This window comes from Mangrovimonas sp. DI 80 (assembly GCF_001975575.1).
Taxonomy (GTDB): domain Bacteria; phylum Bacteroidota; class Bacteroidia; order Flavobacteriales; family Flavobacteriaceae; genus Mangrovimonas_A; species Mangrovimonas_A xylaniphaga.
Genome location: NZ_MSDT01000002.1, coordinates 200353 through 220405, shown reverse-complemented (window position 1 = coordinate 220405; position 20053 = coordinate 200353). Strand labels below are relative to the sequence as shown.

General features: G+C 33.3%; 19 protein-coding genes. All 19 read left to right on the top strand.

Going from position 1 to position 20053, the window contains the following annotated elements; all coding sequences use genetic code 11:
• Positions 1-485: 485 nt before the first annotated feature.
• The 19 genes from BKM32_RS01645 (at position 486) to BKM32_RS01555 (ending at position 20024) form a co-directional block, all read left to right on the top strand.
• Entirely contained in the window at positions 486-1415 is a 930-nt protein-coding gene (locus BKM32_RS01645; RefSeq protein WP_076662271.1) for a glycosyltransferase family A protein, read from the top strand.
• The gene (locus BKM32_RS01640; protein ID WP_076662270.1) at positions 1416-2246 is read left to right on the top strand and encodes a sulfotransferase family 2 domain-containing protein; all 831 of its coding nucleotides are present in this window, start codon (positions 1416-1418) and stop codon (positions 2244-2246) included.
• Positions 2247-2942: 696 nt separating this feature from the next.
• Complete coding sequence (locus BKM32_RS01635; RefSeq protein WP_076662269.1) at positions 2943-3797, top strand: glycosyltransferase family 2 protein; 855 nt, start codon at positions 2943-2945, stop codon at positions 3795-3797.
• A gap of 24 nt (positions 3798-3821) precedes the next feature.
• Positions 3822-4778, top strand: coding sequence for a sulfotransferase (locus BKM32_RS01630; RefSeq protein ID WP_076662268.1), 957 nt, complete (start codon positions 3822-3824; stop codon positions 4776-4778).
• Between the two features lie 12 nt (positions 4779-4790).
• On the top strand, positions 4791-5732 hold the full coding sequence (locus BKM32_RS01625; protein WP_076662267.1) for a glycosyltransferase family 2 protein: 942 nt from the start codon (positions 4791-4793) through the stop codon (positions 5730-5732).
• 182 nt (positions 5733-5914) lie between these two features.
• A complete protein-coding gene (locus tag BKM32_RS01620; protein WP_123812044.1) occupies positions 5915-6949 on the top strand; it encodes a DUF563 domain-containing protein in 1035 nt (344 codons plus the stop codon).
• Between the two features lie 14 nt (positions 6950-6963).
• Positions 6964-7860, top strand: coding sequence for a sulfotransferase (locus BKM32_RS01615; RefSeq protein ID WP_076662265.1), 897 nt, complete (start codon positions 6964-6966; stop codon positions 7858-7860).
• Positions 7861-8092: 232 nt separating this feature from the next.
• Positions 8093-9070, top strand: a complete 978-nt coding sequence (locus tag BKM32_RS01610; protein ID WP_076662264.1) for a hypothetical protein — start codon at positions 8093-8095, stop codon at positions 9068-9070.
• Positions 9067-10230, top strand: a complete 1164-nt coding sequence (locus tag BKM32_RS01605) for a glycosyltransferase (protein WP_076662263.1) — start codon at positions 9067-9069, stop codon at positions 10228-10230. Before BKM32_RS01610 ends, BKM32_RS01605 begins: the two co-directional genes overlap by 4 nt.
• Positions 10214-10798: an acyltransferase gene (locus tag BKM32_RS01600; RefSeq protein WP_076662262.1), complete on the top strand. Its 585-nt coding sequence runs from the start codon at positions 10214-10216 to the stop codon at positions 10796-10798. The genes BKM32_RS01605 and BKM32_RS01600 overlap by 17 nt, the downstream gene beginning before the upstream one ends.
• Positions 10795-11910 (top strand): glycosyltransferase family 4 protein, encoded by a 1116-nt coding sequence (locus BKM32_RS01595; RefSeq protein ID WP_076662261.1) that lies wholly within the window; start codon positions 10795-10797, stop codon positions 11908-11910. Before BKM32_RS01600 ends, BKM32_RS01595 begins: the two co-directional genes overlap by 4 nt.
• A 2-nt stretch (positions 11911-11912) precedes the next feature.
• The gene (locus BKM32_RS01590; protein ID WP_076662260.1) at positions 11913-12902 is read left to right on the top strand and encodes a glycosyltransferase family A protein; all 990 of its coding nucleotides are present in this window, start codon (positions 11913-11915) and stop codon (positions 12900-12902) included.
• Positions 12899-14095 (top strand): glycosyltransferase, encoded by a 1197-nt coding sequence (locus tag BKM32_RS01585; RefSeq protein ID WP_076662259.1) that lies wholly within the window; start codon positions 12899-12901, stop codon positions 14093-14095. Before BKM32_RS01590 ends, BKM32_RS01585 begins: the two co-directional genes overlap by 4 nt.
• On the top strand, positions 14088-14987 hold the full coding sequence (locus tag BKM32_RS01580; protein WP_076662258.1) for a sulfotransferase: 900 nt from the start codon (positions 14088-14090) through the stop codon (positions 14985-14987). The genes BKM32_RS01585 and BKM32_RS01580 overlap by 8 nt, the downstream gene beginning before the upstream one ends.
• 2 nt (positions 14988-14989) lie before the next feature.
• Complete coding sequence (locus tag BKM32_RS01575; RefSeq protein ID WP_076662257.1) at positions 14990-16123, top strand: glycosyltransferase; 1134 nt, start codon at positions 14990-14992, stop codon at positions 16121-16123.
• 128 nt (positions 16124-16251) lie between these two features.
• Complete coding sequence (locus BKM32_RS01570) at positions 16252-16653, top strand: acyltransferase (RefSeq protein WP_076663021.1); 402 nt, start codon at positions 16252-16254, stop codon at positions 16651-16653.
• Between the two features lie 2 nt (positions 16654-16655).
• Complete coding sequence (locus tag BKM32_RS01565) at positions 16656-17939, top strand: glycosyltransferase family 4 protein (protein ID WP_076662256.1); 1284 nt, start codon at positions 16656-16658, stop codon at positions 17937-17939.
• Positions 17940-17965: 26 nt separating this feature from the next.
• Positions 17966-19231: a hypothetical protein gene (locus BKM32_RS01560; protein ID WP_123812043.1), complete on the top strand. Its 1266-nt coding sequence runs from the start codon at positions 17966-17968 to the stop codon at positions 19229-19231.
• A complete protein-coding gene (locus BKM32_RS01555) occupies positions 19209-20024 on the top strand; it encodes a sulfotransferase domain-containing protein (RefSeq protein ID WP_076662254.1) in 816 nt (271 codons plus the stop codon). Before BKM32_RS01560 ends, BKM32_RS01555 begins: the two co-directional genes overlap by 23 nt.
• Positions 20025-20053: the final 29 nt, after the last annotated feature.

Below are 20053 nucleotides of genomic sequence, written 5' to 3'. Positions count from 1 at the left end.
ATATTCTTCTAATATAAGACCTAACTTCAAGGGATATAATTATTAGAAATGTCTTATCAATTAAGATTGTAGATACATTTCAGATATGTGTTGTAGTTTATAATTAAGTTCAATTTTGGATTAATTGACTTGTGACTTTTTAGGTTTATCTAATCAACTGATTTTTAGTATTTTGTGGCGTAAATATGATTGAAGGTTGACTTTTTTTTGTATTTTAGTGTTATGTAACTTATTAATTACCAGTGTGTTAATTTATATTGTAGGGGGTAGGTTTGTTTGCGAAATCAAAGATAATACACAGGCGATAAGAATAATTGTCTTTCCTAAATGTAATAGCCGTATTACAATGTTTTATGTTGGTGTAGATGAAGAATCCTAGCAATTGGGACTTCTCATCTCTTTAATTCAGAACTGTATAATCCATTTAAAATATTGGGCATGGGGTAATTCTAAGGTGTCAATTTAATAACAAAACTGCAAGATTTATGAAGGCAACTTTTTCTATTTTGGTTACTGTTTATAACAAAGAAAACTATGTTTGGAAAACAATTGATTCAGTTTTTAAGCAATCTTATAAAGATTGGGAATTAATTATAATAGATAATAATTCATCAGATTCTAGTTTCAAAGTGTTAGAAGATGTTTTGAGAAGCTTTAAGGGCAGTAATAATATAATACTTAAAAAATTCATAAATAGGCAAGGACCGGGTGCGAGTAGAAACTATGCTTTAAATTATGCTACAGGAGATTGGGTTTTATTTCTTGATGGCGATGACCTTTTGAAACAAAACTACCTTTTGAAACTTGCTGAAATTGTTAAAGAGAATAAAGAGAGTGAAGTGATTGTTGGCCGTTGGTGTAAACTACAGAATGGAAAAATAGGAAAGCCTATTTCTTCAGGGATTTTGGAAAGAACTAACTGTATAGAGGACACGGCAGTGGCTTATGCTCCATGGATTTTACATGCAGCTATAATCAAACGCAGTATTTTGAATTTACAAAACCTTTGGGATGAAACATTGGATAAATATGTTTCAGAGGATACCGCATTTTGGTTTAAGCTTACATATCAAAGGGAAGTCGTTTTTACTGATTATTGTGGGGCAGTGTATCGTATCCTTGATAATTCAAGGGACCATACCAATTCGGATAAGTATGTTAAAGGGGTGCTTGAAGTTGTGAAATCAAATGTTCGATGGATAAGTTCAGTGGGAAAAATGTCGAAAAGACAACATGAATCAGTATTTAGGCTTCTTGAGTCGCTAAACGATAGATTTCATATTTCTAAATCTAATAGGGAATATTGGGATCTTCTTAATTTACATCTACATAATTCTCCCAACTCATTGTCTATGAGTCTACGAAGAATATTGGGTTTTCCTGTTTTTAATGTAATAAAAACGTTATTCCTCTAGATGAAAAACTTTTATGCTTTTGCTCACATTCCAAAAACAGCAGGCACTTCATTTTATCAAATATTAGAACGCAATTTTGGACGTAGTTTTGTTCATGTTTCTTCGCTAGGTATAGCTGAAAGTCCCTTAGGGTCTGAAGCTATTAAAAGATTTGTTTTGGACAATGAATATGTTAAGGCGTTAGGAGGGCATAGAGTAAGATTTAACTTGCCTTGGCATAAAGTAGACGAATTAAATTTGTGTGCTATTTCTTATGTTAGAAATCCAATTGATCGATTGCGTTCAGAATATCATTATTTAAAAACACTCAGATTAAAGGTTAAGGGATTTTATGCGGCTTCAACTTATGAAGAGTTTATTTATAAGATTATTAGGGATGAAGATGAGCTAGTGAAATTTGCATCATACCAATTTCGATATCTAGTTACTGGAACCAATATATCGAGTGTAGATGAATTGATGGAAAACGACAATATATTAATCTTTCCCACGGAGTATTTTCTCTCTTCTTGTGCCATGCTGGAGTTTCGCTTTCCAAATGAATTTAAGGATTGTAGTTATGTAGTAAGAAATGCTGGGCCAAAAGTGGAGAAGGAAAAATACTTGAAGTTGGAGAGTCAATTAGAAATAGCTTTTAAGCACATAAAAAATAATGATTTTGTGCTTTGGAGGGCAGTTTTAGCTAAATCAGAAGGATTTAAAAATGAACATTGGCATGAGCTTAATAAAATTGAGAGTATGCTTAATAAAAAGAATAGATTAAGAAAATACATAATTGCACCCTTGCAATATTATTTGGATAGAGTAAATACGTATGCAAAGCTAATCTAATTTGAAAAGATACTTTTTTGATAAAATACAAAGGATGAATTCCTCTAAATAGAGTGGGCGTAATTTGTTTTTTAATCTGTGTTTTGATGCCTTGTCGAGAAGGAAAATATGAGCCATTTTTCGTAAAAGTGTTTAATTTTATGTTACTGTGATTTATCGACTATATGTATGAGTGCTTTGCTAACAGGAAGTTGAAACGGTTATTCAAACTTCGAATAGGGGCTAAGGGCCTTGTTTAAAATAATGATTTGATCTATTATGTAGAAGTTATATGAATAGGTTATAAAAAACTATAAGGGATTAATACAGGTAGCTTCTCGTGAAATATTGAGAGTTGCTTAGTTGATTTTAAGGGAAATTTCACTTTTTAATATGTAAACTTTTTGGTGAAAACGAATAAAACAAATTACTTTTGGGGGAAATAGATGTTTTTTGAATGATAAATGTTTATTGAGTGAAGTTTATTTAGGGGAGCTAGGGGCATGTATTTTTTCTTTTAGATAAATAGTGTTCCAAAGGGTTAAATTTCAAAATTTCTATTGATTAAATATATCGATTTTTTATTTGTTTATTTTTACTTTATACTTTTATCTTTAGATGATTTAAACACTTTTTTTATGTTGATAGAATATGGAAAGGGCATATATCAATACTCTAAATAATGGGCTTTTGTATTAATAGTTTTAAAATTTATATTTGAAAGTAACAGTAGTTATTCCTGTATTCAATAGGGTAGAAGTTATATTACCGACATTAGAATCCGTTGCAAGACAAACATTATTTGATTTTGAATGTTTGATTATTGATGATGGTTCTACAGATCACTCAGTTTCTGTTGTGGATCAATATATCTCAAGCGATAGTCGATTTAGGTTGATTCAAAGGAATCGATTACCCAAAGGAGCAAATACGTGTAGAAATATAGGTTTAAAACAAGCAAGGGCAGAATATATACTATTTTTAGATTCCGATGATATTATAGCGGATAATTTTTTGGAATCACAAGTAGAATATATAATGAATAAATCTTGTGACGCTGTTATTTCGAGAATTTTTGAATTTGATAATGACATCAAAGATAATTTAATAGAGCGAGAAATAGGCGCTAATTTAAATTTAAACTCCTATATTAAAAATCAATGTTCTTGGATAACTTCAGCCGTTCTATGGAATAAAAAATCTATAGAGAAAATAAATGGCTTTGATGAAGGTATCATGAAATGGCAAGATTGGCTGCTAAACATTAAAGCGTTGTCTAAGGATTATTGTTTTTGCCAAAATTTTGAGACTAATGTGTTTTATTGTATCGCAAAGAATATTAAGAGGACATCTAACTCTGGACATCATGCTGATGAATTCTTTAAAACACGATTAAAAGCACTAAATTATTTGTCTAACAAAAAAGAAAGAAAATTATTGCTTTATCATTTTAATGTTAACAATCTAAAAAAAGTAAGATCTAATTATTTAACACTTAAAGTTTTGTTTCAAGTTACTTTTAATAGTAAATCATTTGCTTTTCTAAAGGGTTATTTAAGTAAAGACGTTTAGTGTATTTAAATAAAAATTAATTTTATGCTAAAGAGTGAAAATATTATTATAATTGCTTCTCAACCCAGAAGTGGATCAACGTTGCTGCAAGCACTTCTTTCAAATAATGGTAAAGTAGGGACGGTTAGTGAGCCATGGTTATTGCTGCCATTTTTAGGTTATCAATCGGAAGGGGTTCAAAATTCTGTTTATAATAGTAAATTGGCTTTGATTGGAATAAATGATTTTAAATCTAAAATAGGTGAGAAGGAGTTTGAAATAGATTTGTCTAATTTTTTATTAAGTCAATATCAAAAAATATTGAAGGGTGACGAAATGTATGTTCTTGATAAAACTCCAAGGTACTATGAGATATTAGATGAAATTGTAAGGTATTTTCCTGAAGCTAAAATTGTTATATTGAAAAGAAATCCATTGGCAGTATTAAGCTCCATTATAAAAACATGGAATTCCAAGAGTTTAAATTCATTACTACAATATAAAAGGGATCTTTTGAATGCTCCCTATATGCTCCATGAATTTTCAGAGAAACAAAAGAATAATCCAAATGTTTTTACTATAAAATATGAAGATATAGTTGTAAATCCTGAAATTAACTTATCCAAATTGTATTTGTGGTTAGGATTAGAATATCATTCTAATGTTCTAAATTTTAGTGAAAATTATAAATTTCAGGGTAAAATGGGGGATACAACAGGGGTTAAATTAAGTAGTACACCTAATATCGAAAGTTTAGATAAATGGAGAACGATATATGATAATAATAGGTTTGGATCTTTTGCTAGAGGATACGCTGATTTTTTAGGAGAAAATTTTCTTAAAGAATATGGTGAATACCATCAAGAACCTAAATATGGTAACACCAAATTGTTTAATAGGTATTATGAAATGTCCGATTGGGAATTTAACGAACAGCACATTCCAAAACTAAAATTGATTAAAAATGCATTTTTAAGAAAAATTGGTTGCATTGAAGACTAGTGATAAAAAAATATGAACTATCCAAAAATATCCATAATCACTCCTTCCTATAATCAAGGGGAGTTTCTTGAGGAGACCATATTGTCTGTGTTAAGCCAGAATTATCCCAATTTAGAGTACATTGTAATTGATGGAGGAAGTTCGGATCAATCGGTTGACATCATAAAAAAATATGAGGCTCAATTAGCCTATTGGGTAAGTGAACCTGATAAAGGTACTTGGGAGGCTAATAACAAAGGTTTAGAGAAGGTAACCGGAGACTATTGGTGCGTGGTGAATTCTGATGATCTTTTGTGTAAAGGTGCTTTAAATAAAATAGCCAATTATATTGAAGAACATGGCGCATTCGATTGGTTAGCTGGAGGTGTGGAGTATATTGATGAGAAGAGTCAATTAATGGGGACACATGTTCCTAAAAAGCCATTGAGATTAGATGAACAGTCTTTTCTTAACGGCTGTTGGATTTCTCATCCGGCCGTATTTTTAAGTTCTAAATTAATTGTTGATAAAGGGATGTTTAAGCGCTATCATTTGTTAGATTTAAATTATTGGTTGCGTCTTGAACATGCTGGATATCGTCCTATAGTATATCCCGATGCTTTGTCTGCATTACGTATGCATTCGGATTGTAAAAGTGCCGATCGATTTAAATTGCACGAGGAGTATTTACGGGTTATAGAAGATTTTATTCGTGATCATGATGTTAGTATAACCCCAGAAATACAAGAATTACTATACCAAAAACAGCTTTATAAACAACGGTTGTTGCTACAGGAACTTTTGGTAAGTAAAGATACTACAGCAGCTTTAGCGGGGTTATTTAGGTTGTTTAAGGATGGGGTGAATGAACGTTGGTATTGGGGGCTATGGAAACGTATGTTATTTGGGATGTCAGAAAATGATCCCTTACTCAATGATTTTGATCGTAATGAAAGCAAGGCTAATTGGAATTAAAACAATACGCCTCATTAAAAGACTAATTATAGCACAGTTTTACTGCGAACACAGTTCAAAAATTTATGTTAAAACCTCATTTCTAAAACTAGATTCAACTTCAATCATACATTAATTACTACTTTTAACACTGACAATAAACGATATATATACTAGTGCTCTATTTCAATTCTAAATCACCTTTGTTACATCCAATTACCGTACTGGGATCTGAAAATCGGGAGGTTACTAATTTAAAGGTTAGGGACATAACCGGTGAGCGATTAGCTTTTATTAAGGGCAGTATGCCGCTCACTCCACATTATTATTCGATACTTACTAACAGTATTTTATATACCCTTGATGGATTTGTACAAAATAGTGATGGCACATTTTTACGTGATACCTATTGGACGGATATCATGTTGTTGGAGCATGGGCTGCTTAAGCATCGTCGTTCCTTATTTTATAAAAAATTAAAAGGGAATTATTTCTCTTTATTACTTTTCTATTCCTGGGGCTATTACCATTGGTTTTGCGATGTGCTTCCACGGTATGTCATGTTTATGGAAACTTATGGGCATGCTATCAGAAGTCTAAATATTTTGATACAAAAGAATCCCCCTTCCTGGATGAAGAACAGTTTAGAGTTGCTAAATTATAATGTACATTATGTAGAATTTGATGGGGTTTATCCCGTTAAAATTGAAATATTACATTTCATTCCGCCTTTAAGCATGACAGGGGATCATGACCCCAAGTGGCTTAACAAAGTTCGGCAAGGACTTTTAAAAAATATATCAGTACAACACGATAAACAGAGCTTAAAACGCTTATATATTTCTAGATCTAAAGCACCATCACGAAAATTAAAAAATGAAGCGGCGCTTTGTGAACTGTTAAAAAAGTTTGGTTTTGAGATGATTCATGCAGAGGACATCTCCTATTTGGAACAAATAAAACTATTTAGTAATGCGGAATGGCTAGTGGCTCCACATGGAGCTGGACTCACTAATATGTTATATATGCCCAAGGGAGCACAGGTACTGGAGCTTTTTTCAAAAAACACACTCCGACGCTGTTATTTTACTATGGCACAAACCCTGGGCATTCAGTATCATTCGTTGTTTTTGATGCCTTCGGATGAACTAAAAACAGGAACAGATCTTATCGTTGAAGACATTCAACTTAAAGCTTTATTTGAATTCTTAAAGCATAAAATAAAAACAAGTATTTAATTTTTGAAACACATATGTCTAAAATTATACCTAAACCTAATTTTTTAATAGTAGGCTCGGCTAAATGTGGTACAACCACTTTAGCTTCTATTTTAGATTTACATCCAGATTGTTGTATGAGTAGTCCTAAAGAAGTCAGTTTTTTTCAGGATACTATAAATCATAAAAAAAACGATAATTATAATTTAGGATGGTCTTGGTATCAAAAAGCTTTTACTCATTATAATGATGAAAAGGTAATTGGAGAGGCAACACCTTCGTATTCAGATCGACGGTATAGCCCAAACACTGCAAAGCGTATTTTTGAGTTTAATGGGGCTATTAAAATTATTTATATGGTTAGGAATCCTTTAGAAAGGCAAATGTCAAGTTGGAAGATGTTGTATACATGGGGGATTAAGAATATTTATCCTGGATTTAAACCTGCTGCATGGGCGTTAAAAGGTTTTGAATTTTGGTTGGAAAATCAGAGAGACGCGGGGCAGTGGGATATATGTAATTATGAATATCAAATAGGCGCTTACCGAGAGTTTTTTTCAGAAGAACAAATACATGTTACTTTTTTGGAGGATTGGAAACAGTCGCAGAAAGACGAAGTGAATAAGGTATTGGATTTTTTAGGTTTAGAGAAAAACTTAACTGAGCAAGCTATTTTTAAGAAAGAAAATACTGGAGACAGAACCCATGATATTTTAGGGAATGTAAAAAAACTTATTTATAAAACAGGAGTGCATAAAGTAATCCCTAATCCGATAAAATCCTATTTAGGGGCCAAAACCATAAAAGAAATTACTTATCCTGAAATTGATTTTTCTTCAGATATCGTACGGGAATTTCAGAATTATATTAAAACAGATTCCGAGGCTTTTTTAAAAACATATAATAAACCTATAGATTTTTGGAAATTATAAACTTTTAGCAGATTGAAAGTCATATAAAGTTTGTTTGCTCAGCATAATTAAGGGAATGATTTAGAAATGAAAGATTCCGAATCAAGTTCGGTATGACAGAATCAAAATTAAAAACTGTATTTTGAAGCATAAAAGCAGTTTTATGAAGACTTAATCAAAACGTTTAGATAGTTGTTTGTAATTAGGATAATTTATAACAGATTTAAAACACAATAGTTAAAATATACACTACATGAAAATTGCATATATCGGCGGATCCTGGAGTTCTAATATAGGAAATGCATTTTACAATTTGGGTACGGGAGCTTTATTTAAACAAATAGCAGGTATTGAAGCTTATTTTGTTCCAGACCCACCACAATGGAAAGCGGACACTAAAAATGATTTTGATTTCATAGCGCATTTAGATGTAGATTTAGTCCTTTTAACAGGCCCTTGTTTAAACTTACGCTTAGACAAAATTTTTGGAGCTACTTTTAAAGCGCTAAAAGCACGTAGGGTTAAAATTGGATTTTTAAGTGCAGGAATGAGTTTGTATGATGAAGGCGAGGCCAAGCATGTAGCAGCTTTTTTAAATGAGATACAACCTAGTTTTATTTTTACAAGAGATACTCAGGTGATTAATTTTTTAAAGCCTAAAATGAAGGATGCCATTTTTTACGATGGTTTATGTGCAAGCATGTTTCTAAATGATGCAGTTACTCTTCCTAGTTTAATTAACAAGGCGCATTACTATGTATATAATTTTGATAAGTCGAACGAGCCACAGTTATACTATAACAACGGTGATATTACGATTACAACCCCTAAAAAATCAATTTTTAAATCGAGTACACCTTTAGATGAGACCTTTAATGGGCTACCTATTATAAGAACGAATAATAATGAAATTGATTTGGGGTATGAAGAGCTCTATAAAAGAAAAGATACCTATCATTCCGATTTACCTTATGGATATTTAAGTTTATTAAAAGATGCTAAAACTGTATTTTCAGAACGTGTTCATACTTGTGCGGCAACTTTAATTTTGGGTGGGACAGCACAGTATATTCCTAAATCAACAAGGTCTTTCGAAAAGCGATCTAATATTTTTGAACGCATTGGTTTGTCTGATATTTTTAATAAACCTGTTTCTTTGGATTTTAATTATTTAAATAAAGAAAAAGAGAACATGGTTAAAGCTTTAAAAGAGGTGTTAGCTGAATTATGAAGGTATTAATGATTACCAATACGCCACCAATTCCGTCTTGGGGAGGTGCGATGACGTTTTATAGGCATTTTTGTGAGCAAAGTGATTTTGAAATTCAGGTGATTACCGATAATCGGGATATTTTAAATTATGAGTTGCCTTATGCTTATCATTTGGTTAATCATGGCAGGCTCTTTCAACGTGTTAGTAGAACCCGTTTTGCTAAAGTGGCACATAGTTACAGTAATTACAAAGGATCGAGAGGCGTACCTGCGGTTATAAGAGATACTGTAGAGGTGTTTCAACCCGATGCTATTTTTACGGTGGCAGGGAGTTGGTCCTGGATGGCTATTTTGGCACAAAAAACAGCTGAAACCTATAAATTACCATTGGTGGGCAGTTTTAACGATTGGTGGAATTACAATAGCATTTACTATTTGGGCTTTGCTAAGCAGATAGAGCAGCAATTTCGAAACTTTTACCAAGCCTGCGATTTGGTGCTTTGTACCTCGGAAGGGATGTATGAAGAACTAGGTCCGCACAATAATTGTTTGGTGTCCTATCCCACAGGGACTTATATGCCTGAAGAAGCCCAAGGGATACCAGAAAACCCTAAAAAAGTATTGGCCTTTGGAGGCAATTTAGGGGATTGGTATGGCACCATGATAGAAGCGATTATCAGTAACACTAATTTAGACCATTATGATTTTAAAATCTTTGGATCGAATGCCAGTTGGTCGCCAGAATTTGACACTTTTATAAAGTCTAAAGGATTTTTTAAAGGACAGGTACCTTTTGAGGTCTTGCGGCAGGAAATGACTCAAGTAGATGGGCTATTATTATTGATGGGCTTTGGAGAGGATATAGCCCAAGTAGAACGTACTAGTTTTAAAACCAAGTTCTTGGACTATTTAACCTTTAGAAAACCTATATTTTTATGGGGGCCTGAGTATTGTTCAGCCTATAAAACCTCTGAAGAGTTTGATGCCACGGCTAAAACTGCTTCTAAGGATGTTAAGGATTTTATAACTCTTTTTGATGATGTGTTTCGAAGTCCCGTACGACAACAAGAGTTGTTGAATAATAGTTTGCAAATGTACCAAAATCGTTTCCATCCGGATTTGATTCATGGAAAATTAGTCACCAAAATGAAAGCTTTGATAAATGCAGTTGATTATTAAAATCCTTTATTATGTCGTTTCAAAAATAGCATATTGGCATGTGGTGCTACCCCATTGGTTTTGGGTACGGCATTATAAAGGCCGACTGTCCCTTAACAAGTATAAAATCTCTGATTTGCCATTAACGTTTAAACTGGATTTAAAAAGTCACATACAGGTTGATGAAAATGTCAACTTTGCTGGAACATCTAAATTGTTGGCGCAAGACGGTGGGGTCTTGAAAATAGGACGGGGAACTTTTGTAAATGCCAATTGTTCTTTCAATTCATTGAAGGAAATTAGTATTGGGGACCATTGTTTGTTTGGGGAATCGGTTAAGATTTATGATCATAACCACCGTTTTAATGCTAAAGATTTATTAGTCGAACACCAAGGGTATTCATTGGGCAAAGTAAGCATTGGGAATCATTGTTGGATTGGCAGTAATGTGGTCATTTTAAAGGGCGTTAGCATAGGGGATCATGTGGTTATTGGGGCCGGTTGTGTAGTGAATATGGACATTCCCAATAATACTTTAGTGACGCTTCATGAAGCACAGATGAAACTATCAGAAATTAAATTTAAGTGAGAATAGCCATATTATCAACTATTGAAAACTCTATTTGGGCTGGGACCGAGGAAGTCTGGTATCAATTTGTGAAATACGTCTTGGAACATAAGCATGAGGTTTTGGTTTTGATGCATAAAAATGTTGCAGAATCGGAGCAAGTGCAGGCATTAAAAGGAGAGGGTGTTAAAGTTTCCATCAGACATCCTTTTAAACCAACACGTTTGTATCTAGCCAAGGAAGGTTATCTTCCTGAACATTTAAAAGATTTAAAGCATTTTCAACCTGATGTATTGTTGATTAATTCAGGTAGTTTGTTGGATGTTAATAATTTGCCTTATTTAAGAAATTTTGTAACTTCAGCTAGCTGTAAAAAAATATTTTTCTGTCATTTTGTAGCCGATTTGTTAATGCCTCATGACAGGACAGGGATCAATCAATTATTAAATCAATGTGAAGCTGTTATTTTTGTGTCCAACCACAATAAAAATCTAGCTCAGCGCCAATTGGCAAATAGGTTACCACATAGTTATGTTATTCCCAATGCCTCTAAATTTCAGTTGGATGTTCCATTGCCATTCCAAACTGGAGATACTGTTTGTTTTGCATCGGTGGCTAGGTTTGAAACCTTGTGGAAAGGACAAGATATGTTGTTAGAATTGTTGAGTTCTGATAAATGGCAGGCTAGGGATTGGCGATTGAATTTATATGGAAGTGGTCATGATGAAGCTTATATAAGAGGTCTTATTAAAATGTACGGTTTGGAAGCCAAAGTGACTATAATGGGTTACGAAAAGGATGTAAAACAGCTATGGCAAACGAATGATGTATTGCTGTTGCCAAGTCGTGGGGAAGGAATGCCTTTAGCAGTTATAGAAGCCATGATGTGCGGTAAACTAGTGGTTTGTACGGATGTTGGGGGAAATAAAGAGATTTTAGAGGATGGTGTATCCGGGTTTATTGCTGAAAATTATACCGTAAATGCTTTCAATATAGCATTGGAAAATGCATGGGTTAAAAGAGAATCATGGCAAAATATCGGTTTAGAGGCATTTAAAGCGGCAAATGAATTAAACATAAATAATCCTTCTAAGAGATTGCTAGTACTAATTAATGATTTTGTATCGGTTTAGAAATGGAGCCAAAAGTATCAGTTATCATACCTAATTATAATCGTGCCAATGTCATTGGAGAGACAATAGATGCATTGTTAAAACAGACGTTGAAACCTTTTGAAATAATTGTTGTTGATGATGGATCTACAGATAATTCTCTACAAGTTTTAAAGGATTATGGAGACCGTATCAAAATTCTTCAACAAGAAAATAAGGGGCCTGGTGCTGCTCGTAATAAGGGTGTATTAGCGTCTTCGGGAGAGTTTATTCAATTTATGGATAGTGATGATGTTCCATCTTTAAATAAATTAGAAGTTCAAGTGTCAGCTTTACAAAGAGAAAATGCAGATCTTGTACTGGGGCCTTGGATTAAAGGTTGGTTTGATGATGCCGTTTTTGAGCCAGAAAATATGGTGCTCCAAAATAAAGAATTGCCCGCTCATAAATCTGTTTTAGAATGGTTTTTAACTGAATGGTCTATGGTTTTTCAGCAAGCCTTAGTGCGCAGGGACCAACTTTTTAAGGTAGGCCTTTATGATGAGGAAATGAAGATTATGGAAGATGCGGATCTATTTGTTAAACTATTATTGGAGGATTCAAAAATCATTTTTGAGCAAGAATCATTGACTTTATATAGGTTGGGAAGTGATGATAAGCTAACAAATAATGGCGCTTCAAATGAACGGAAACTTAAGGATAACCTTTCTTTTTATGAGAAACTATTTGGTTATTCTAATTCAATGGATGTTTATGGAGATAAAAAGTTTCAATTAAAATTATTTCATTTAATAAAAGAATTAGAGAATTATGGCGTGAGTATTGAGGAAAGTGAGGTGTATATAAATAAGGCGCATTGGTCTTTACGTTTTTTTGCCATTAGAAAACGAATTAAGCAAGGTTTGCAGCAAAGAATAAAAGGTCATCGTTGGTCAGCACCATATCAGGCCTCAAAACTAGGGATTGAACATAAAAAACTAATCAGTCAATTAGGTTACAAATTAAAAGAATGACCAAGAGATTATTAATTGTAGAAGAATCGTTAAGAGATCGTAATGCCCATTGGTTTGAATATATCAAACATATTTCAGGAGCCACCACCAAATTTGGGTGGACTACCCAAGTGGCTTGTCATAAAGCCGTAGAAGATGTTATCAAACAAGATTTAGATTGTTTGCCTCTTTTTGAGTATGCGAAATATTTAGATTCGAGCAAGAAAAAGTTACCAGGCGAGCACTACTATGGTTTTATTTTGCATAGTTTTCGTGTGTTTCAGTCCACTAAAAAAGTACTAAGGAAGCATCGGTTTGATTATGTGTTTTGCCCAACGGTAACTGTACATCATCTATTGGCCTGGTATGTTTTGTTAAAGCTTTATCCAAAAAGTATTAAAACCTTATGTCTTTTTTTTGTGACCAACCCTGGAGTTTGGAATTCTGAGACGCAAAAGGTTATGTATCCTAGATCCAGTAAGATATTAGGAGGGATATTGGCAAAGTTTAAGCCATATGTAGAAACTGGAAAAGTAGTGTTAGGTGTAGAAACTAAAGGAGCAAAGACTGAGTTTGAACATATTTCCGGAGTAAATTTTAAATTGTTTCCACATCCTGTACCTTTTTCTTTGGATATTGAAGATAGAGTGAATAAACCACTTCATTTGGCATGCTATGGTTTTGCTCGTTATGAGAAGGGATCCGATTTGCTTCAGGATGCTATTTTGGAAATTGTGAAAGATTCCAATTATGGGCATGTTCACTTTTCGATCCAGTGGACAAGTCCTTTTGACTTACCTAATGGGGAAAACTGTGAGATAAAATCAGAATTGAAAGCTTCCAATCAAGTGACAGTTATTGATAAGGCTTTAGATACCTCTGAATATATTAATTTGTTGAAAGATACAGATGCTATGTTGTTGCCTTACCGAAATTCGTCGTATTATGCCAGGGTCTCTCGAGTAGCTATTGAAGCTACCAATATGGGGATTCCATGTGTGTACACTAAAGGCGGCTGGTTGGAAGATACGATTTCTGAATACGGATCGGGTGTTGGTATAGATGATGAATCTGTTGAAGCCTTGGTACAGGGGATTAAGGAGCTCATTGGTAATTTTAAGGACTATAAAACGACTAGTTCGCAAAATAAGACACGTTCTATTGCATACTTTCAGCCCTCTAATTTTTGTAATCAATTGCTAGCAAATGGGTAAAACATTAAATTTTCTAACAGGATTACCTCGGTCAGGTACTACTTGGCTTGCCGATATTATTGGAGAGCATAAATCCATTAATTTTTTGTCAGGAGAAGTGTTTAATTCAGGTACTTCACCAGTGACTTTTGGATTAGACAAGTTTCCTTGGTTTGTCAATGAAACTAGCATTCCCAAGCAATTGGAAAATAATATTTCCAAAGCTTTGTTGCTTGAAAAAGATTATCTTTTTTTTCTTAAACGTTACGGAATTCTATTAAAATATGGGATTGTTAATCCTAAGAATTACCTCCGGTTGTTGAAACATTTGATGTTTTTGGTAAATAAGAAACCTGTTTTCACTAAAGATCCTATTGGACTTTTTATGGTGGATTATTTGTACAATAAATATAATGCAAAGATTGTGGTGATGAAAAGGGACCCTTATAGATTTGCGGCTTCTATGAAACGTGTGAATTGGTATTTGAATTTTGATAATTTACCTTTTCATTACAAAAACAAATATGAAAGTGAGATAGATAAATATACAAAGCCAGAGTTTTCAAATGATGTTTCTAATAACATAATTTGGTGGTTAATTTTCAATGAGTATATACAGGATTTAAAAAAGCGAGCTATTCCCTTTTTGCTTGTTGAACACGAACAAATTCTTGAAAATCCAAAGGAGGAGATTTCTAAAGTTTTATCCTATTATGGAGTCAAATTAGACACCAAGACAAAGCGAAAAATAGTACATTATATCAAGCAGAAGGAAAGAAAGAATTTTGACGAAAGTGAAATTCACCAAATGAATCGCTCATGGAATCAGATTCTTGATTCATGGAAGAACTACTTGAGCAAAGAGGAAATTACTTTTATTTATGAAAAAACAGGGATAATACCTCCATATTAATTTTGAGAATAATTATATATAATCCCAATTCCTTTGGAGGAAATTATGAATATGCTCATGAGCTAGCTTATGAGTTTAGTAAACGGGAGAACGTGGATTGCAAGTTGGTACTTCCAAAGAATTCAAAAGCAGAATTTTTTGGGACATTACGACTGTTATTGCCGGATAAAATTAATATAGGTATTCCTTTCTTTAGAAAAGTGTATTTTATTTTTAGAAGTTTTTTGAATCCTATAATATTTTGGATTTACCTCCTATGTCATCCAAAAAGCAAGATTATTTTCAACGATTTTGATCAAACAACTTCTATTTTTTGGTCTCCTTTTTATCAATTATTAAGACGTAAACATACTTTTTCCGTGATATTACATGATCCAGATAGGGACGCTTATTTTCCGAAAGTCAAATGGTCTGTCATTTCTATGGAGAGAGTGATGGATGTGATGCATCTTGCTTTTTATCATGAAATGTTGCCCGACAAGGTATATTATCAGGATGAGAATTTGGATTTTATTTCAATACCTCACGGGATTTATGAAAAGGATTATGAAATAGTCAAGCATTTGCAAACTCAATTACAGGAGTTAAAAAAAGAAAACAAACTTGTTGGGATATTGGGGAATATTAGGAAGGAAAAAAACTATGAAGATGCTATCTATGCACTAGCAAAGTGCGATCATGTTCAATTGGTAATTGCAGGTAAAGAATCTAGTTCAGAGGTAGATCTAAATATTTTCAAGAGGCTGGCATCATCTTTAGGTGTGGAAGATAGAATTTTATGGATAAAAAAATACCTAACAAATGATGAACTCAATACCGTTATCGCCGAGCTGGATGTTATTTTACTTAATTATGCCTCGTCCTTTACATCGCAAAGTGGTATTTTAAATCTTATTGCGCCGTATAGTCCAAATATCATTGTGTCCCAAACCTCTAGTGCTTTGTCCGAATTATGTGAAAGATTTAAGATAGGACATATAATTGAAGCAGATAGTAAAGAAGCACTTATTCATGCATTTAATAAAGTAGATCAAATTTGTGGCAAGAATAGTGAAGAAAATTGGAAAAGTTATGGGGAATATGCATCTTGGGAAAATAATGTCAGTATAATTTTATCTAAATTTGGTGAATCATGAAGAGAGTTTTTGGAGCTATTCTTAACTATACTTATAATGAAGTAGTGTCTCATGTACCCTGTCATGCAATACGTAAACTTTTTTTACGGGCGTTCAATAAAAAAATTCATAAAACATCTGTTATTTTGATGCATACTAAAATCCCTAATTTTTGGAATTTGGAAATAGGAAGAAATTCTATTATCAATCAGTATTGCCTCATTGATTGTCGCCAATATAAGGTTGTTATAAAAGACAATGTAGATATAGGGCCCTTTTCACGAATTTGGACTTTGGGTCATAATCCTCACGCAGAGAATCATGACTTGTATGGAGGGGATGTAAACATTGAGAATCATGTTTGGATAGCTTCAGGGGTGACAGTTCTGCCCAGGGTTAGATTGTTGAGAGGTGCCGTTGTTGGAGCTTCTTCAGTAGTTCATAAAAATGTAGGAGAAAAGGAAATTGTGGCAGGGAATCCTGCGCAGCTTATTAAAATGCGTGAAAATAGTTTAAGTTATTCCATTAATTATAAACCGTTACTTGATTAAAAATGGAGGGAAAAATACTTTTATCCCATTCAGGGAAACAGCATAGTTATCAAGTTGCGAGGGCTATGGAGAATTTGGGAGTTTTGGATACTTTTTATACAAGTTCTTACGTAAAACAATCTTGGTTGCAAGCTTACTTTTTAAGGAGTGGAAATGATTATTTTACCCGTAGGTTTATATCTGGAGTTGTAGGTCCAAAAGTAAATGCTAATTGGCGCTTTGAGGTAAAGGAAATTGTATTACGAAAATTATTTGGAAAAATTAAAAAAACTCAGGATGCAGTGTATGCTAGAGATGTGCAATTTGATAAATATGTGGCTAAACAAATCAAGAAGCGATATGAAAATGGTACTATTTCTGAAGGAAGCATTTTTTGGGGGTTTCAAGGCTCTTGTTATTTTTCATTAATTGCAGCAAGAGAAGCAGGAATGATTACGGTAATTGAGTTGGCTACGGCTCATGTTATAGCTGCTCGTAGAATTTTGGGAGAGGAGAAAGAATTACATTCTGAATGGGCTGATAGCATAGATAATTTATATTTTCCGGCAGATTACGAGGAAAGGCTTGTTCGGGAGCCGCATTTAGCGGATTATGTTGTTGCGGCTTCTGAATTTACAAAATCTACTTTGGAGGAGGTAGGGATTCTACCAGATAAGGTAATATATCTTCCTTTAGGCGTGGATACTGATAGTGTTGAGGGGAAGAGTGAATCGGTTTTGTCAAAACCTATTAAATTGCTATATGCAGGAACTGTTACGCAACGTAAAGGAATTAAATATTTATTGAACGCTCTCCAAGATTTTGACGAAAAAGATATTGAACTGCATATTTATGGGCATGTCCAAGGTAGTGGAGAAGCATTCAAAACTTATAGTAATAAGGTTAAGTATCATGGAGCAGTGAGTCAGAAGGAATTGTTTAAACTATATAAGAATTTTGATTTTTTGGTGTTACCATCGGTATTTGAGGGGTTTGGATTGGTAATAGTAGAGGCTATGGCCGCAGGAGTTCCTGTAATTACAACAAAGCATACTTTTGGAGCAGAACTGATTGAGAATAAAAGGAATGGTTTTTTGGTAGAGATTCGTTCTGTAGAGGATTTAAAAGAGATATTTGATTATATTTTGAAATTAAATGACGATAAATATGAGCTATTATCTAAGGAGGCTAAGAAGGCTTTAAGTCAAGTGACATGGAAAAATTATGAAGGGTGTTTGAAAGATAAATTGTTGATTATTAATGAAGGGAGTGCAGTAGTCCCTGTTGGAAATCGGAAATCGACCTGATGCTTAGTTACGAATCTTTAAATATATTGAGTATTCTTCTTTTGATTTACGGAGGATGGTATTATTTGAAAAATAATGATGAAATCCCTGTTATTTTAGCGCTTTTTAATTATTCTATTTCAATAAGTAGATTCGATTTAATACAGTCGGGTGTTATAGAATATGTACGAGTTAATTATGCCTATAATATATTTAACCTTAACGATGCTAAGGCAATTGAAGCAATGAATTATATTTTATTGGGAACCTTTACCTTGATGTTGTGTTATAAGGTATTTGCTTCGAAATATAAAAGTAAGTTTCAGTTACCAAAGGACAATGACGCATTTTTGGAACTATTTTTGGTTAATAATCAGAAATTGATTATTGTTGGTTTTTTTGTGTTTTTAATTATTAATGCGGCTCTAATGGGAACTGCTTCAGGTCCTATTGCATTAGGTAGGGGGTATTTTAATTTATTTAAATTTGGTTTAGGAGGATTTAATTTGTTGTTGGCGTTATTACTTTTTTCTGGGAGTATAGAAGGTCAAAAAAAGATAATTTATATGGGATGCCTAGCCTTGGGGATTATATCATCTTATAGTCCTCACGCTCGATTTGTGTTTTTATCATGGGCAATTGGTATTTCTTTTCTGGTTTTTAAGGATATGAGGCCAATAAAAAAAATGAGATATGCTATCCCCTTTGGGATTGCGGTTATTTTGTTTTTTTCATTGCAGGGAGCTGCTCGCGAATCGAATATTAAGGCTTTAAGTTGGGGTGAAAATTTGGACCTAGCTATTGATAGGACTTTGAGTAATGAAGATCAAAATATGTTGGATGGATTTATGATGGTATTAGACGTATATCCCAATTATTTGGATTTTCAATTTGGCATGGAGCATGTAGAGATTCTTTTGCGTCCAATACCTAGGTCATTGTGGCCGGGTAAGCCATTAGGAGGATATGCGAATAAACTTGGTTTGAATGATCTTGAAAGTGGAACAATTGGAATTTCACAAACATTGTATGGTTCTTTTTATGGTGAGGGAGGTTTGTTGGGAATTGTAATATTTGGTCTAATTTATGCTAAATTATTAGCTTGGCTGTTGTTTTTAGGAGATGGATATGGTTCTAAACTTCGTTTTTTGATTAAGGGGGTTATTATTGCTTCTTTAATACCTTTATTAAGAGGGGGGGATTTACCTGGGATTTATGCATTTATTGGAATGTCTTTCTGGCCTGTGTTTATTTTTTTATACAGATATAATAAATTTTTAAAGAGATCGTATGTCAACACCATTATTTCCTAAGGATAGACAACCTATCGTCGTAACGAGTCACCCAAGATCTGGGACACACTTGTGTATTGATTTTTTGCGGAGGCATTACAAGGAATGTACTATTCCTAATACTTTTGATCGAGGTTTAGATGATTTGTATTTTTCTATTGAGGGATTGCTTGATACGAAAACTGATATTCAAAAAGTCGAGAAAAAAGGGGTTAGAGTATTAAATTCCTGTTCTTCGCCCTTAGTAAAGTATCATGGGTATTCGGAAAGAGTTCTTAGAGAAAAATATCCTTTTTGGATGGATTATTTATCCAAGGGAAAGATGATATATATTTATAGGAATATATATGAGGTACTATGCTCAAAATATATTTATATGCAAACATTTGAAAATGATGGTAAAGGTGTAGGGTTGAGTACCTTTATTAGGCAGCCTTTTGCAGGGGCGACAACTAGAGTGGATTTTTGGGTTAGAGAAGTAAATAGGTTTTTGTTAGATAGAAATGTTCTAACCTTATCGTATGAGTCGATTATTTCTAAACCAGCCGAGGTTCTGAATCTTTTAGATGAATTTCTTGAAATGGAATCTTCCAGAAATGAACCTTTACTTCCACCTAAGACTAACCATAGATTGAAATTACATTGGCAACGTTTTTTTTATAGATATCCGGATAATACTGCAATATTGGCATCTCATAAAGGTGTTCATAAACTGAACCCTAATTCAGCCTTTTCAAAAGAAGATCTCATTTTTATAAATGGAATAGCATCTGAAACCTTAAAATTATTGAATTATCCCATAATCGAGCCATAAAATCTTCTTGTGTTTAATGATGGGTAATA